The organism is Serratia sp. Sp408 (assembly GCF_057180665.1).
This window is the reverse complement of record NZ_JBXUFT010000005.1, coordinates 292,229-308,595: the sequence shown is the minus strand read 5'-3', so window position 1 is coordinate 308,595 and position 16,367 is coordinate 292,229. Positions and strand designations below refer to the sequence as shown.

Below are 16,367 nucleotides of genomic sequence, written 5' to 3'. Positions count from 1 at the left end.
CATGAAACAGGGAAATGACATCGTCGTTATTGACGGCGTACGCACCGCCATCGGCAGCTTTGGCGGCAGTCTGCGGCATAGCCATCAGCACGATCTGGCGGCAGCGGTGATTCGGGAAGCGGTGGCGCGTGCCGGCATTGCACCGCACTACGTGGATGAAGTGGTGGTGGGCAATGTGGGTCAGGTGGCCGAAAGCGGTTTTATCGGCCGCATCTGCCAACTGCGTGCCGGGTTGCCGGAGCAAACCACCGCCTATTCGGTCAACCGCCAATGCGGCTCCGGCCTGCAAGCCCTGGCCGACGCGGTGATGCTGCTGCAAAGTGGCCAGGCCGAGGTGGCAGTGGCCTGCGGTACTGAAAACATGACCCAATTGCCTTACTACCTGCGCCGGGCGCGTGAAGGCTACCGCATGGGTAACGGCGAACTGGAAGACGGCCTGATTTCCATTTTGACCTGGCCGGAAGGGCCATATCACAACGGTATCACGGCGGAAAACGTCGCGCAGCAGTTTGGCATCTCACGTGAGGCGATGGACGATTTCGCCTGGCATAGCCAGCAAAAAGCGCTGCAGGCGATCGGTAGCGGCCGTTTCCAGTCGCAGATCCTGCCCTTGACGGTGGCGGAGGGCAAACAGGGCAGTCGGCAGTTCGACACCGACGAGCATCCGCGCGATACGCCACGGGAAAAGCTGGCCGCGCTGCGTCCGGTATTTCGCGACGGTGGGGTGATCACCGCCGGTAATGCCTCCGGCATCAATGACGGCGCTGCAGCGCTGGTATTGACCACCCGTCGCCAGGCGGAACGGTTGGGGATGCAACCACGGATGTGCATTCGCGGTTGGGCGGTTGCCGGTTGTGATGCGGCGATCATGGGGATCGGACCGGTTCCGGCGACGCGCAGCCTGATGGCGCGCCTGGGGATGGATGTGCGTGACGTCGAGCTGATCGAACTTAACGAGGCGTTTGCCGCCCAGGCGCTGGCGGTAATAGGTGAACTGGAGCTGGACGAGACGCGAGTCAACGTCAACGGCGGTGCCATTGCGCTCGGTCATCCGGTCGGTGCCAGCGGCGCCATTCTACCGGTGAAGCTGATGCACGAAATGGAGCGCAGTGGTGCGCGCAACGGCTTGGCCACGCTGTGTATCGGCGGTGGGCAGGGGATCGCCATGCTATTTGAGCGCGAAACGGGTTGATTGATATGGAATAAACGGCCCGGCGCCTGGCGTCGAGCCGGGTCGCAGGCAAGTTTATTGGGCCGAGGAGCAGCGCATTGCTACCGGCCATAACCATGGGGATTGTTTCATGCCTAAAAATAACCAACGGGCGGCGCCGGATCAGGCCGCACGCACCAACGGAAAAATCTATCGTCGGTTGATGCCGCTGTTGATCGTTGCCTATATCATCAGTTTTCTCGATCGCACCAATATCGGTATCGCCAAAACGGCGATGTCAGCGGATATCGGTCTGTCGGCCACCGCATTCGGCCTGGGGGCTGGTTTGTTCTTTCTGACCTATTCGATTCTGGAGATCCCCAGCAATCTGATCATGGAAAAGGTCGGCGCACGGCGCTGGATCACCCGCATCATGGTGACCTGGGGGCTGATTTCGGCCGGGATGGCGTTTGTTTCCGGACCGACCTCGTTTTACGTCATGCGCCTGCTGCTGGGGGCGGCGGAGGCCGGCCTGTATCCCGGTATCATTTTCTATATGACCTACTGGTTCAGCCGCGAAGAACGCGCCAAGGCCACCGGACTGTTTCTGCTTGGCGTCTGCCTGGCCAATATTATCGGCGCGCCGCTTGGCGGTGCGTTGCTGAACATGGACGGCATCATGGGCTGGGCGGGTTGGCAATGGATGTTCGTGATCGAAGGGATGCCGGCGCTGGTACTGGCCTGGGTGGTGTGGCGTAAATTACCGGACAGGCCGGCGGATGCCACATGGCTGGATGCAGAGGATGTGGCCTATATCGAAAACAAGCTGGCGGCTGAAGCGCGCGAACAGGGGCACGCGCCAGCACGCTTTTCGCTGAAAGCGGCGTTTGCCAATCGACCATTCATGCTGCTGGTGCTGGTGTATTTTACTCATCAGTTTTCGGTGTACGGGCTGAGCTATTTTCTGCCGACCATCATCGGTGAGCACGGCGGCCTGAGTTCGCTCCAGATTGGTTTGCTGACGGCAGTACCGTGGATCGCCGCCGCGATTGGTGGGGTGCTGTTGCCGCGCTTCGCCAATAGCGATCTGCGTTCACGCCGCATGCTGACCGGGGGCTATCTGGTGATGGCCGCTGGGCTATGCATTGGCGCATTGGGAGGATCGCTGGTCGGGTTGCTGGGCTTTTGCCTGACCGCCTCAATGTTTTTCTTTGTGCAATCCATTATCTTCAGTTGGCCGCCGAATCTGATGAGCGGCAGCATGCTGGCCGGCAGCTTCGGCTTGCTCAATTGCCTGGGGTTGTGCGGCGGGTTCCTTGGGCCGTTTATTCTTGGCGCTTTTGAGGATCGTACCGGCTCTGCCGTCTCGGGGCTGTGGTTTGGCGTGGTATTGCTGCTGGTGGGGGCGTTGGTGTCCGGCTTTATTCGCCGCAAGCCGATCGGTAATGTGCCAATAGCCGGTGCGGAGCGCGTTGATGCTAGCCAGTAAGGGGAGTGGCATGAAGATTGTGATTGCGTTGGACTCCTTCAAGGGCAGTTGCAGCGCCCAGGCGGCTTGCGCTGCGGTAGCGGCGGGGCTGCGGCGGGTGGATGCCGAGCTGGATCTGGTGGAAATGCCGGTATCCGACGGCGGCGAGGGCCTGTTGCAGACCCTGGCACACAGTCCCTTACTGCCTGCCGCAACCTGGCATGAGCAACGTTGTCGTGGACCGTACGGCGCAGAAGTCAACGGCGCCTATCTGAGCTTGGGTGACGGCGGCGCAGTGGTGGAGATGGCGCAATGCTGCGGGCTGGAACTGACGCCGTCGGCGCAGCGCCAGGTCGGTCGCGCCAGCAGCTATGGCCTGGGGCAGATGCTGCGCGCCGCGCTCGACGGCGGCGCTGAACGGTTGATCGTCGGTCTGGGCGGCAGCGCCAGCAATGACGGCGGCGTCGGTTGCGCACAGGCGCTGGGGGCGCGCTTCTACCGTGACGATGGCAGCTTGCTGCCCGCTGGTGCCTGCGGTGACGATCTGGCGCAGATTGCGCGCGTCGATATGGCGGGTCTCGATCCACGGCTGCGGCATTGCGATCTGGCCGCATCCTGCGATGTCAGCAACCCGTTGCTGGGGCCGCACGGCGCGACCTGGGTATATGGTCGGCAGAAAGGGGCGGATGACGTCGTGTTAAGCGCGCTGGAAGCGGGCATGACCAATCTGGCCAGGGTGATGGAGACCGCCAGTGGTCGGTATATCAGCAAGCAACCTGGCGCAGGGGCTGCTGGTGGAATGGGGGCGATGTTGCAGTGGCTGTCCGGCGCCCGGCTGGTGCCGGGAATCGAGCTGGTACTGCGGCTGCTGGATGCAGAACGCCATCTTCAGCAGGCGTCGCTGGCAATTGTCGGCGAGGGACGCCTGGATCGGCAAAGTGCCTTTGGCAAAGCGCCGATCGGGGTAGCCGACGCGGCGGCGCGCTGCGGTGTGCCGACCATCGCTTTGTGTGGTGGTCGCGACGAGGACAGCCGGGAACTGTATCAACATCATCTGCAGGCCATGTGGTCGATCTGCCCACGCCCGATGGCGCTGGCTGAATCCATCTCGGCCTGTGAGTCACTGTTGGCCGACGCGGCTGAAAACCTGCTGCGCACGCTGCGAGTGGGGGCCGGAATGGTGTCCGTCGGCCGTTAGCCACATCATCAACGGGAAAAAGCATGCTGATCACAACACACCTGGCCAACGAAATTGTTACTCGCGCGATGGCAATCATCCATCATAACGTCAACGTTATCGATCACCATGGCCGTATTATTGCCTCGGGGGAACGGCATCGGATCGGGGAACAGCATGACGTCGCCGTGGAAGTGATCCGCACCGGCAAGCGCATCACCATCGACAATGCCCAACAGGCGGCGCGCTTTCGCAACGTTCACCCTGGCATCAACCACCCGATCACGGTAGACGATCGGGTGGTGATGGTAGTTGGCGTCAGCGGCGAACCGGGTGCCATCGGACGTTATGCGGAACTGGCGATCCTGACCGCCGAACTGTTGGTTCGCCAGGCGCAGGAGATGCGTGACATCAATTGGCGCCAGCGGCTGCGTGACACGCTGTTCAGCCAGTATCTGGAACACGGCGATCACCCGGCGGGGCAGCGTGCGTTCAGCCGTCTGGCGCAGTTGGGTTTTACCTTTCACACGCCGACGGTGCCGCTGGTAGTCGATCTTGCCATTGCCCAGGCGCGTATCTGTGAAATATTGGATACCTTGCTACGCCAGATAAGCATGCTGGAAAACGTGACCGAGGTGCTACTGCTGGGCAGTCATGAACTACTGGTGCTGATCCGTGACGATGGTGGGCAGGAGCGACTACTGGAACAGATCCGCTTTATGCTCGACAGCCAGATCAGTCAATACCATATCGGCGTTGGTCTACGGGCGGAGTCGCCGAACGATCTGCGCGAAGCGATTCAGTTTGCCCGAGCGGTGATTGCGGTTGGCATGAAAGTGCAACCACAGCAGCAACTCTACTATTTTCGCGAAATGGCGGTACTGTGCCTGTTCAAGGTGCTGGAAAGCAGCTATCTGCTGAATTTTTTCGACAAGATTGTACATCAGCTGCTGCGCCATGACTCTGGCGAGGTGTTGCTGGAAACGCTGGACAGCTTTATTGCTCATAATGCGGAACTGGGCCGAACGGCGCAGGCGCTGGGTATCCATCGCAATACGCTGGCTTACCGTTTACAGCAGGTAAAAAAGCAACTGCATCTGGATCCGATGGTATTTATGGATCTGATCCAGCTGTCGGTGTCGATTCATTGCTATCGCAAGCATCAACCGAAACAGAGCCCGTGGATCGCCGGGGTTAGCTAGGGGGCGCCGCAGCACCCCCGATGTTGCTTACTTCAGAGCAATCCGGATCACGTCATCCGGATCTGTAGCTTCTTTCTCGCGGCTGGCAGCCTGCTTGACGCTGACGTACAGCGTCTGGCCGTCCGGTGACAGCGCCAGGCTGTTCGGGTGGGTTGGCGTTTTGACGGTGCGCAGTACCTGGTAGGTTTTGCCGTCGATCACGCTGACTTCGCCAGCTTCGCGGTGGGTGACATAGACCTCGTTACGCGCCGGGTTAAACAGCACTGCCAGTGAGGTTGGCGCCTCGATTTTGTGCAGGATAGCGCCGTTGTTGGTGTCGACCACCAGCACCTGCGGCTGTTTGGAGTCGGTGATGAACGCACGATGGTTCGCCGGATCCAGGCTGATGTTCAGGAAGAAGTGCTCTTTGGATTGATCCAGTTTGTTGCGCGTCAGGATCTTGTTGGTTTTGGTGTCGATGGTCACCAGCTCGCCGTCGGCGTTGGTCACGTACAGGCGACCAGCGTCGGCGTCCAGCGCCAGGCCGGTGCCATACTTGCCGGTGTTGGCGATGGTGGTGCGCAGCGTCAGATCCTTGCCATCCACTACCCATACCACGCTGGATTCACCCAGACCGGTGATATACAGGGTGTCGGTATTGGCGTCGACCACCAGTTCACGCGGCGCCAGCGGTTTTACGCTGTCGGAACGCTTGCGTGGATCGAGCACCAGACGGCCTTTCACGTTGCCACTGTTGGCGTCGATAGCGGTAACGCTGCTGTTGACGGTGTTGCCGAAATACAGCGTATTGGTTTTGCCGTTGATCGCGGCACCAAACGGTTTGAGGTCGTTATGGATGATCTGGGTCACGTCCAGCGTGGTGGGATCCAGACGGTATACCACGCCGCCCTTATCCAGCTTACGGCTCTGCGAGGTAGCCAGATACAGCGCGTTTTCGCTTTGGCTATAGGCCATTTCATAGGCGCCCTTGCCAATCGGTTTACGCAGCAGTTCCGTGTCGGTCTGTGCTTGCGATGCGCTAGAAAACAGCAGGCTGGTGAGTAGCATCAGTGGGAAAACCGCACGCCCGCCGAAGCGACGACCGGTTGTCATCACAGTGTTCATAACATCTCCATATGGTTAATTGTGTTGTGGCCGCCGGCGGAGGCCGAACGGCGAAAACAGCTCAACATTGAATTAAAAGTACGACGCCGCCGGGCACGTCATGGCGCGCCCGGCTTTATATTTGAGAATAATAATCATTATTTATTGGAAAGGGCAGCTATTTTGCCGCCGATACTGCCCGAGCGCACATTGCGTACCGTACAGGCCTACCGTGCGGGGGCGAACACGGCGCGCAAACAGCCGTCGGTTTTATGCTTGAACATCTGGTAGCCCAGGGGGGCCTCCTCTAGCGAAAAGCGATGCGTCGCCATCAACGCCGGGTTCATTTTCCCTGCGGCAACCAGATCCAGCAGCGTCGGTACATAACGCTGGCCGTGCTGCTGGGCGGTACGAATGGTCAGGCTTTTATTGATCATCAGCCCGACCGGAAACTTGTCCATCACGCCGTAAACGCCAAGAATGGCCACGGTACCGGCCTTGCGGCAACAGTACAGTGCCTGACGCAGCGCGGCGCCGACGTCGGTTTGCAGGTGTAGCAGCTGTTTGGTGCGATCGTAGATCTGGGTCAGCCCTTCGCCTTTGGCTTCCATGCCGACGGCGTCAATACAGCTGTCAGGGCCGCGGCCGCCGGTCAGTTCCAGTAACGCTTCCGGCACATCGACCTGGGTATAATCCAGCGGAATGGCGCCGAAGGCGTTTTGCGCAAACGCCAGCCGCTCCGGGAGGCGATCGATGGCGATCACCTTTTCGGCGCCCATCAGCAACGCGCTTTGCTGCGCCATCAGGCCGACGCCGCCGCAGCCCCACACCGCAACGATATCACCAGGGTGAATATTGCAGAAATCGGCGCCCATATAGCCGGTGGGCGCCGCATCGGACAAAAATAGCGCCTGCTCATCGCTGACGCCGTCCGGGATGACGAAACAGTCATTATCGGCAAACGGCACGCGTACGTATTCGGCATGCGAACCGGCATAGCCGCCAAAGGCGTGGCTGTAGGCATAGATACCGGCGGTGGGATAGCCCAGCGCCGGTTCGCCCAGCTCGGGCTGCGGGTGGGTATTGTCGCAGCAGGAATACAGCTGGTGCTGACAGTACCAGCAGGAGCCGCAGACGATGAATGACGGTACCACCACGCGCTGGCCGACTTTTACACGTTTGACCTCACGCCCGATGTCGACAATTTCGCCCATAAATTCGTGGCCAAGAATATCACCGTCTTTCATGCTGGGGATCAGCCCGTCGATCACGTGTAAATCCGAACCGCAGGTGGTAGTCAGCCCAACTTTGACAATCGCGTCTTTAGGGTTGAGTAGCGTGGGGTCGTTCACCGTTTCGACACGCAGGTCATTGACCCCGTTCCAACACAGTGCTCGCATTACGCCTCCTTCTTCGCTCGGTCAGCGCCGACCGGCTGTGGCGAAACCCGCGGGATTTCACCGGTTTCGGCCAGGCTCTTAAAGCGGTGCAGCGCTTTGCTGACGATCTCTTTTGGCACCACGTTTAACCAGTCGGCGATTTTTTTGCCCATTTCACCGCCGGGGGGCTCAAAAATAACCCGCAGGGAAAGTTCGGTGCCTTTCGCGGCGGGAGCTTCGCGGAACAGCAGGCTACCTTCGTTTGGCAGGTCGGCGCCTTGCAAGGATTGCCAATAGATGGCGATGCCGGGTTGCAACTCGGTGATGCGATTTTGCCAATACCATTTTTGGCTCAGCATATCTTCCACCATCCAGCTGGATTCGCGTTCGTTGAGGATATCGACCTTGGCGAAGTGGGACATGATCAGTGGCAAGGTGTGCGGATCGCACCACAGCCGTTGCAGTTCCAGCGCCGGTTTGCCGATGGTGATCCATCGGTTGACTTCAACCGCTTTGCTTTTGTTTTTAACGCCTTCGACGTTCAGTTGAGCGTGTTGCATAACTCTCCTCGTCGTTGACACAGGCCGGGTTAAATACAGTCTGCGGTGTTCGGGATCTTCCTGTGGGTTATTTCCTTATGATTAAAGTTAAGCAAAAACTCAGGATTTTTCCTGCCGTTACGTTTGGCTGGCGGGGGCGAGGCGTGAAAGATAATGCAGAACAAAGAGGGACCGCAGCTGGATTGTGGTGTTAACGTTGTCCCGTTCGAGAAGAATGTTATCGGTAATAAAACAGCCTGTTATTAGCTTAACCAATCCCGAGGTATTTCATCTCAGCTGATTATTTCATGATTTATCAGTAAAATGAGTGCCCCAGCCAGAAATAAAAATATTCCTTGATATATCAATAGGGTAAGGTCTGGCCTGATCCAGGATTGCAACTTTTTTGAAGCGTGCTCCTGTACAAAATCATACGTTTTTTTATCCAACCACTTATTGCGCTGTGTTTTTATTTTTCTGTTGTTCAATATCCAGCGGAACCAAAGCGTTTTCATTGAAAGGCCAACAAAACCGAGGTTATCAGCCAAGACAACATAAGAAGGAACAAGATGGCCGCTACCCACGTAATGATGGTAAAAGGTATTAAACTCATCTCGATGGCGGCGGTAAAGCACATACTGAATCACTGCTAATAGCAGGACGATAAAAACACATAAGATAACAACAAGTTTCATCATTCCCCCCAAATAAAGTCGGTCAGATAATCTGCAGCATAACCACCGACTGCCGAGCCCGTTGCGCCCCCGATGGCCGCTCCTGCCACGCCACATGCAAGTGCTCCAATGCCAACGCTCACCGACCCCGATACTATTGCACAGGCCCCCATACCGATCGCAGATCCAAAGCGACCGCCGACAATACCAGTAGCCGTACTTGCAGCAAAGTTACCATAGCCCTTCACGGCAATTTTCCCGCATTGCTGCTTTCGGCCGCTAGTGCAGGCGTTATACACTTCGTTAGTGGTATTCAGCCCGGCGAGCCCGATGCCGATCCAACCGCCGGTTTTCATAAATCTGGCTGCTCGGCTGGCACTGTCGAGATAGTTCGAATATCCCTTGATCGCGCCACATGCTGCCGCTATCGCCGCGGCCAGAACGGCAAAAACATGCGGCTCCTCACATATTTTGCATAAACCCCGAGACGGCAAAAAAACGGTAGTCATCCCGCAAAAAGCGGGAAGTCGCGTCACTCTTTTTATGGTTATATGGCGTTGCGGTGAGAATCAATTAAACAACGTATTGACCTGGCCGGTTTTATTAGCGATTACCGCTGCCAGAGTCAGGCCATGTTATCAGGTGGCCATGACGATAAACCGCATATGTTCACCAACATTAAAAGAGCCAGGGTATGAAAAAAACAACCGCAGTGGTGAGTGATAGTTATGTCGTAGTCAGCGTGCGAGAAAAAATTGGCTATGGTTTTGGCGATATGGCCTCGAATCTTTCTTTTGGCTTCGTCTCCCTGTTTTTGCTTTATTTTTACACCAATATTTACGGTATCAGCGCCACCCAGGCCAGTCTGATTTTTGTTATTGCCAGGGTTATCGATGCCTTGTTCAATATTGCCGTTGGGTTCTTTATCGATAAAACGCAAACGCGCTATGGGAAATTAAGACCCTATCTGCTTTTTGGCGCGGTACCGTTAGGTTTATTAACCCTGTTTTGCTTTTACACACCGGATACCGATCATAAGTTCTATTTTGCACTGTGCTCTTACACCCTTTATTGTCTGGCTTATACTGCGGTTAATACGCCGTATTCGGCCATGACCAATATGCTGACCCAGCATGAAGGATCGCGCGCATCGCTGTCGGTGTACCGCTTTGTGTTTGCCATTTTGGGCTATCTGGTGGTGTCGACCTGCGCCGATCTGCTGATTTCGCGTGTTACCGATCAAAAAATGGGGTATGTTTTTGCCGTCAGCTGTTTTGCGCTATTGGCGACCTTTCTGTTCCTTGCCTGCTTTGGCATGACCCGAGAGCGGGTAAAGGTACAATTGCAGTCCCCGACGTTAAAAGAAATGATCAAGGCGGTTTCCGGTAATATGCCGCTGATCAATCTTTCCCTGTTTACCGTATTCTTTTATATCGCCTACACCGTTTGGATGGCGATTGCGGTGTATTTCATCAAGTATATCATTAGTGATGAGTCGTTCACCTCCGAGTTTTTTGCCATTCAGTCCGCCGCCTATATTTTGGGTACGGTGATTTCAGCCAGGTTGATCGCCATGATGGGTAAAAAATACATGACATTATTGGCGCTGACCATTGGGGTTGTCGGCCTGTTTGGTCAATATATTTTTGCTGGTGAAAACATTTATTTAATTATGGCCGGCGTGTGTCTGTTCAGTATTACTCTGGGTATGGGGTTTGTTTCGATGTGGTCAATGATTGCCGACACCGTTGAATATGCGGAATGGAAACATGGCGTCAGAACCGAAGGGGCTATTTACGGATTCTTTAATTTTATTACCAAAATCGCCATGGCGATCGGCGGCGGCTGTGCCGGCATTATGCTCGACTATTTCAATTACAGTGCAGAAAGTATCAGTGAACCTGCGCGTAATGGCATCAATCTGATGATGACCATCTTCCCCGGCCTGATGTTTATTCTCGGTATGGTATTTGTGGTGTTTTATACCTTAGATGAAAAAACCTACCGTGAAATTATTAAAAAAATTGAACTGGCCAAGCAAAACCTCGCGTAACTCAAGGTGATTCTTATGAAAAATGATTTTTCCGCCACGCTTGCTACCATGACTACGGAAGAAAAGGTGGCGCTGTTGACTGGCCAAGGGTTGTGGCGCACGGCGGCGTTGCCGCGACTGGGTATTGAAAGCCTGGTGATGACCGACGGCACCTACGGCGTGCGTTACAGTGCCAGCCAGATCGATGGCGGGGAAAATTGGTGCATTACCGATTTCCTGTCGGTTGTCGGCCAAAACGCAGCAGAAAGTCATCAGGAGGCCGCCGGTGGTTCCGAAGCGCTGTTCAGCTATTCGCGCCCGGCGACCTGCTTCCCCAACGGTTGCAGCCTGGGGTGCAGTTGGGACGTTGATCTGGCTTACCGCATGGGGCAGGCGCTGGCTCACGAATGCCAGGAGATGGGGGTTGGCATTCTGCTCGGGCCGGGCATCAATATTCGCCGCACGCCGTTAGCCGGCCGCGGTTATGAATACTATGCGGAAGATCCGCTGGTGAGCGCTGATATTGCCGCAGGCTTGATCAACGGCTTGCAGGATGAAGGGGTCGGCGCCAGCCTTAAGCACTTTGCCTGCAACAATTCGGAATATCGACGAACCGAAATGGATTCGCAGGTGGGGGAGCGTGCGCTGCGGGAAATCTACCTGGCCGGTTTCAAGCGTGTCATTGAAAAAGCCAATCCCTGGACGCTGATGTCCTCTTATAACCGTCTCAACGGCATTCAGACATCCCAACATCACCAGTTGCTGACCGAGATATTGCGGGACGAATGGCAGTATGACGGCGTGGTGATGTCAGATTGGTACGGTATTAAGCATCGCCCGGCATCGCTGCTGGCCGGCAACGATCTGGCGATGCCGGAAACGCGGCGCGACAAGCGCTCGCTGCTGGCGGCGATTAATGCCGGTGACGTACCGCAAGCCGTGGTCGATCGCTCCTGCCTGCGTATGCTGGCATTGATTGACAAGGTGCAGCGGCATCGCAAACCGGGGTTCAAGGCCGATTTTACTGCGCACCATGCCCTGGCTCAGCAGATAGCCCAGGAGTCTGTCGTGCTGTTGAAAAACGAGGCGGATATTTTGCCGCTGACGCTCGACAAGGTGAAGCGCATCGCGATTTTGGGCAAGCCGGCCCATGAACCGGTGATCCAGGGATCCGGCTGCGCGACCACCGTACCCTATATGCTGGATCGGCCGCTGGACGAGATCCTGGACGTTGCCGGCAATGATTTTCACATCGACTATGCCATTGGCGCACCCGATGACGACGCGGACAACGCCGCCGCGCTGGCTCAGGCGGTTGCGGTGGCGCGCCAGTCAGACGTGGCGGTGGTGTTTGCCAGCACCGCCATCGGCGAGGACGGCGAAAACGGTGACCGCAGTAATCTTGATATTATCGCCAGCCATGAGGCGTTGATTCGCGCCGTTGCGGCGGTGCAACCCAATCTGATCGTGGTGCTGGCGAACAGCGACGCGGTGGTAATGCCCTGGCTGAATCACTGCAAGGGCGTGCTGGAAACCTTCTTCGCCGGCCAGGGAATGGGGCGTGCAGTGGCCAATATTCTGTTTGGCCATGCCAACCCATGCGGCAAGCTGACGGTGACGGTACCTAATACGTTGGAGGAGACCCCCGCCTGGCTGCATTATCCGGGCGAAGATTTAAAACATGCTTATGCCGAAGGGATTTATGTGGGTTATCGTTACTATGACAAGCGCAAGATGACGCCGCTGTTCCCGTTCGGGTTTGGCTTGAGCTATACGCGTTTTGCCTATGACAACTTGCGCCTTTCCACGCCAACGCTGCGTGAGGGGGAAACGCTGACTGTGAGCGTGGATATCACCAATATTGGCCAACGTGCCGGCAAGGAAATCGTTCAGCTGTATATCAGCGCGCCGCAACAGGCGTTGCCGCGAGAGCCGAGGGCGTTAGCGGCCTTTGCCAAGGTTGCCCTTGAACCGGGAGAAACGCGCAGCGTGAGCATGAACATTCAGGCGCAGGATTTGGCCTGCTATCATCCTACGCTGCAACGCTGGGTCATGTCGTCAGGGGATTATGGCCTGCATATAGCCAGATCGTCGCGTGACATTGCCTTGCAGGCGGTGGTGAGCCTGCAGGCGGCACCGTGGTATTTACCGTTAAAACCGGATAACTCCTTGCAACAGCTATTGCAGCAACCGGCAGCCTTTCGTCGGGTTACCGCATTGGTGGCGCAAAAAAGCGGTCAACCGGAGGGGGTTGTCGGTGACAGGCTCGCATCGATAGCGCCTGAACTGTTTTGCGGCATGTTCATTGGCCTGACCGAGTTTCTGGCCGTGGACATCAGTATTGACGAGCTCGAGGCGGCGTTGCAAGGCAGCGTCGATTAACTTTTCTGGCCGGCAGGGCAGCCCTGCCGGGAACCGGGGGAGCACATGTTTCCATTCGCAGTAGTCTATCGCGCTGGGCAGAGCGCAGGCAGCCATCGTTCGGGGGGCGTGCATGAAGGGTCAGGGTACGAGCTGATTTCCTTTGATGCCGAAAAATACAATCTGTTTGCTGCCGAGGTGCGCTACTGTGAACCCCATTGGCATAGTGCGCCGGAGCTGATCTGCGTGTTGACCGGCAGTTTCACTCTCAATGTTTGTCAGCGCAGCCATCAGGTGGCCGCCGGCGGCATGGTATATATCAATCCCGATGAGATACATGCGTTGGAGGCCACGGCAGCCAACAGCCGCTTACTGACCATCCAGTTTTCCCCCCGCCTGTTTGATGACGCTAACCCGGCGCCACATATCGATTACTGCCGTGCGTCCTGGGCCGAGCAACGGCCGCAGGATCGGGCATTGCGGGACGCCGTACTGCTGATTACCCAGCGGCAGATGGCGCAGGCTTCGTCCTTTGCCAAACTGGCTGCGATCTATACGTTATTGAGTGCGCTTGAATATGCCGAGCAGCCCGGCGCGGGCGTGCCGTCCGAGGGATACAGCAAACGCGACGGTCAACTGGTTAAGCAGAGCATGCATTATATTGCGGAGCACTTAACCCGCGAGCTGAATTTGTCGAAGATGGCGGACATGGCGGGTATGAGTTACTTCCATTTCTCCCGCATGTTCAAGAAAGTCAGCGGATACAATTTCAAAGAATATCTGATGATCCTGCGTACCAATAAAGCAAAATCACTGTTAAAAAATACCCAAATCCCGATTACCGAAATCAGCCACCTCTGCGGTTTTAAAGAACATAAGCATTTGAATGCCTGTTTTAACAAATACTGTTCGGTGACCCCCAGCGAGTTTCGTAAAAGAATGCTGGCCGGGCTGAATCAGCCCGACGCGGATTTGGCGGTAATGACCGATTTTCGCTGTTTGCCGCTCAGTGCCCAAGTCATCCAATGGTTGTCTGCACCCGCCTGAATGCCGACTCATCACATGGCGATGCTGCCGTCCAGTTGCTGGCCGGCAGCCGTTTTTTCCGCCAGATAACGCGCCGGTGGCTTGCCGACGGCTTTCCTGAACATCGTCACAAAACCGCTGGCGCTTTCATAACCGAGATCCAGCGCCACGGTCTGTACGCTTTCGCCCTGCGTCAGGCGTTGCAGCGCCAACATGACGTGCAATTGGCGTCGCCACTGACCAAAACTCATCCCCAGTTGCTGTTGTAGCGTGCGACTCAGCGAACGTTCGCTCATGCCGATGCGCTGCGCCCATTGCCCGATGGTGGATTTATCCGCCGGGTCGGCCAACAGTCGCTCCATCAGTTGCCGAATGCGCACGTCGTGCGACACCGGCAGATGCAGGTTTTCTACCGGCGCGGCCGCCAACTGATCCAGCAGCACCGCAATCAGGCGGCCTTCGCTACCCTGTTGGTCGTACAACGGGTCAAAACGGCTGGCCTGCAGCAAGAGCTCGCGCAGCAACGGTGAAATCGCCAGAGTACAGCAGTTTTCCGGCAGGCCGACGAAGGTCGAGGTATCGACAAACAGACAGTAGCACTCGGTTGATCCGGTGCCCTGCGCATTATGCAAAGTGTTGCTGGGCATCCATAAGGCACACTGCGGTGGTACCAGCCACAGGCCGCTTTCCGCCTCGCAGCGGATCATGCCGCGTGCGGTGTAGATCAGTTGTGCTTTCTGGTGACGATGGGGCTCAACCTCCCAATCCTCGGTAATGCTGGTGCCCTGTACGGCAAAAATGGCGCGTGGCACCTTATCAATATCAAAACGCGGTTTGGTGGCAACGAAACTCATGAGAATAGTTCTCATTTTGGCGTGAATGAAAAATATTATGTCCTGATTGTGCAATGTGGTCTAGTGCGGTCGTCGATAAAGTAAGCGGCATGCCGTCAGTCTTCTATGGAGTCAACGTAATGTCATTAGATACCGCTAGTTTCCCTTGGGTGTGGATGCGCCAACCGGCGGGGCAGCCTCGCGACGTTGCCGGTGAGTTTGCCGAGTTTGACGCATTGCTGGCCAGACAGCAGCCGTTTGTACTGTTGTGCGAATCACCGATGACCGATGAACAACAGCACGATCGCGATCGGCGCACGCAGGTGGCGTTGTGGAAACGCGACCGCCGTGATGCGCTGAAAAAATATGTCAAAGGTATGGTGATGATTGAGCCAGACGCGGAGCGCCGTGCCGCTGCCGAGCCGTTTGCCGACTTTGCCAGCCGATTCTGGGGTTACCCGGTCGAGGTGGTGGCCGATGAAACACAGGCGCGGCAACGGGCGCAAAATCTGTTGAGTCTATAAGGGGGCTGCAATGCATCAGTTGGACGTGATTAACCAATTACTGGCCTGGATCGAGCAGAATCTGGATCAGCCGCTGACGCTGGATGATATCGCTGCCAGGTCAGGCTATTCGAAGTGGCATTTGCAACGGATGTTCAAGCAGCAGACCGGCCACGTGCTGGGAACCTACGCTCGGCGTAGAAGGCTGACCGCCGCCGCGCGCGAGTTGCGCCTGATGCGCACCAGCGTGGCGATCGTCGCCGATAAATATCAGTTTGATTCGCAGCAGACGTTTACTCGTGGTTTTAAAAAGCAGTTTGGTCTGCCGCCTGCGGCCTACCGCCGCTGTACCGACTGGTCGAGCTACGGTATGCAGCCGCCGCTGCGCATCGCCGCCCAGCCGTTGCCGGCGGCCGACTTTGTCGAACTGCCGGCGATGCAGTTGGTCGGGCGCACTCAGCGCCGCACGATGACGCTGCACGAACTGGGGCGCATGAAGAAAGAGCTGCGCCATACCGCCTGGAGCACGCTGTTACAGCCCAATGCACAGCCTCCGTCGGTGGCCTACGGCCTGACCAGTCTGGAGGTCGATGGTCGGCAGCGCGATCGGCAGCGCATGGTGTACACCGCCGCGCTGGTGGATGAGCGAACGGTGGGGGAGGTGGTGCAGATTGAGCCGGGGGAGTATGCCAGTTTCGTTTACCATGGCCAGGCTGAGGAGTTGCAGAACTTTATTGCGCGGATTTACGACACCGCGATGCCGGAACTGGACGTGGTGCGCCGACCAGGGCGTGATATCGAACGGTTTTACCCGGCGCAAAGCGGATTTTACCACCAGGCGACCAGCGCTATCCGTTGCGAATACCTGATCCCCATCCGTCGGCTGTCGGCAGACAAATCGGCGCGCTAAGCGCCGTTTGACAATAAAATTCATCTTCTG

At 56.8% G+C, this 16,367-nt stretch carries 15 protein-coding genes; 9 read left to right on the top strand and 6 right to left on the bottom strand.

Features of this window, described 5'->3' with window-relative positions; all coding sequences use genetic code 11:
* Position 1: 1 nt before the first annotated feature.
* The 4 genes from AC2AXP_RS16820 to AC2AXP_RS16805 all read left to right on the top strand — a co-directional run bounded on the left by AC2AXP_RS16820 (position 2) and on the right by AC2AXP_RS16805 (position 4,997).
* Entirely contained in the window at positions 2-1,192 is a 1,191-nt protein-coding gene (locus tag AC2AXP_RS16820) for a thiolase family protein (RefSeq protein ID WP_430299292.1), read from the top strand.
* Between the two features lie 109 nt (positions 1,193-1,301).
* The gene (locus AC2AXP_RS16815; RefSeq protein ID WP_430299291.1) at positions 1,302-2,639 is read left to right on the top strand and encodes an MFS transporter; all 1,338 of its coding nucleotides are present in this window, start codon (positions 1,302-1,304) and stop codon (positions 2,637-2,639) included.
* A 10-nt stretch (positions 2,640-2,649) separates the two neighbouring features.
* Positions 2,650-3,816 (top strand): glycerate kinase, encoded by a 1,167-nt coding sequence (locus tag AC2AXP_RS16810; RefSeq protein WP_430299290.1) that lies wholly within the window; start codon positions 2,650-2,652, stop codon positions 3,814-3,816.
* Between the two features lie 23 nt (positions 3,817-3,839).
* Positions 3,840-4,997, top strand: a complete 1,158-nt coding sequence (locus tag AC2AXP_RS16805) for a CdaR family transcriptional regulator (RefSeq protein WP_449145756.1) — start codon at positions 3,840-3,842, stop codon at positions 4,995-4,997.
* Positions 4,998-5,024: 27 nt separating this feature from the next.
* On the opposite strand, the gene yncE is transcribed toward AC2AXP_RS16805, so the two are convergent.
* From yncE to AC2AXP_RS16780, 5 genes are all read right to left on the bottom strand, one after another.
* Positions 5,025-6,101 (bottom strand): 7-bladed beta-propeller protein YncE, encoded by a 1,077-nt coding sequence (gene yncE, locus AC2AXP_RS16800; protein WP_484381818.1) that lies wholly within the window; start codon positions 6,099-6,101, stop codon positions 5,025-5,027.
* Positions 6,102-6,307: 206 nt separating this feature from the next.
* Positions 6,308-7,480, bottom strand: coding sequence for a zinc-dependent alcohol dehydrogenase (locus AC2AXP_RS16795; protein ID WP_004955698.1), 1,173 nt, complete (start codon positions 7,478-7,480; stop codon positions 6,308-6,310).
* On the bottom strand, positions 7,480-8,019 hold the full coding sequence (locus AC2AXP_RS16790; RefSeq protein ID WP_004955692.1) for an SRPBCC family protein: 540 nt from the start codon (positions 8,017-8,019) through the stop codon (positions 7,480-7,482). The genes AC2AXP_RS16795 and AC2AXP_RS16790 overlap by 1 nt, the downstream gene beginning before the upstream one ends.
* 272 nt (positions 8,020-8,291) lie before the next feature.
* Positions 8,292-8,696: a hypothetical protein gene (locus tag AC2AXP_RS16785; protein WP_430299288.1), complete on the bottom strand. Its 405-nt coding sequence runs from the start codon at positions 8,694-8,696 to the stop codon at positions 8,292-8,294.
* Entirely contained in the window at positions 8,693-9,181 is a 489-nt protein-coding gene (locus tag AC2AXP_RS16780; RefSeq protein WP_004955689.1) for a hypothetical protein, read from the bottom strand. Before AC2AXP_RS16780 ends, AC2AXP_RS16785 begins: the two co-directional genes overlap by 4 nt.
* Before the next feature lie 185 nt (positions 9,182-9,366).
* Between AC2AXP_RS16780 and AC2AXP_RS16775 the strand changes: the two genes are divergently transcribed.
* Genes AC2AXP_RS16775 through AC2AXP_RS16765 form a run of 3 tightly spaced genes read left to right on the top strand, consistent with a single transcriptional unit; the run spans position 9,367 to position 14,112 of the window.
* On the top strand, positions 9,367-10,725 hold the full coding sequence (locus AC2AXP_RS16775) for an MFS transporter (protein WP_004955687.1): 1,359 nt from the start codon (positions 9,367-9,369) through the stop codon (positions 10,723-10,725).
* 15 nt (positions 10,726-10,740) lie between these two features.
* The gene (locus tag AC2AXP_RS16770; RefSeq protein WP_449145754.1) at positions 10,741-13,086 is read left to right on the top strand and encodes a beta-glucosidase family protein; all 2,346 of its coding nucleotides are present in this window, start codon (positions 10,741-10,743) and stop codon (positions 13,084-13,086) included.
* A 45-nt stretch (positions 13,087-13,131) separates the two neighbouring features.
* The gene (locus tag AC2AXP_RS16765; protein WP_004955681.1) at positions 13,132-14,112 is read left to right on the top strand and encodes an AraC family transcriptional regulator; all 981 of its coding nucleotides are present in this window, start codon (positions 13,132-13,134) and stop codon (positions 14,110-14,112) included.
* Between the two features lie 11 nt (positions 14,113-14,123).
* Here the strand turns inward: AC2AXP_RS16765 and AC2AXP_RS16760 are convergent, their stop codons facing one another.
* Positions 14,124-14,945 carry an AraC family transcriptional regulator gene (locus tag AC2AXP_RS16760; RefSeq protein ID WP_198773240.1) on the bottom strand — a complete coding sequence of 274 codons (822 nt, stop codon included), beginning with the start codon at positions 14,943-14,945 and terminating at the stop codon, positions 14,124-14,126.
* A 119-nt stretch (positions 14,946-15,064) separates the two neighbouring features.
* Between AC2AXP_RS16760 and AC2AXP_RS16755 the strand changes: the two genes are divergently transcribed.
* Both AC2AXP_RS16755 and AC2AXP_RS16750 read left to right on the top strand, forming a co-directional pair.
* Positions 15,065-15,448, top strand: a complete 384-nt coding sequence (locus tag AC2AXP_RS16755; protein ID WP_371901975.1) for a hypothetical protein — start codon at positions 15,065-15,067, stop codon at positions 15,446-15,448.
* Between the two features lie 10 nt (positions 15,449-15,458).
* The gene (locus tag AC2AXP_RS16750) at positions 15,459-16,337 is read left to right on the top strand and encodes a helix-turn-helix domain-containing protein (RefSeq protein ID WP_004955673.1); all 879 of its coding nucleotides are present in this window, start codon (positions 15,459-15,461) and stop codon (positions 16,335-16,337) included.
* The last annotated feature ends 30 nt before the right edge of the window (positions 16,338-16,367 follow it).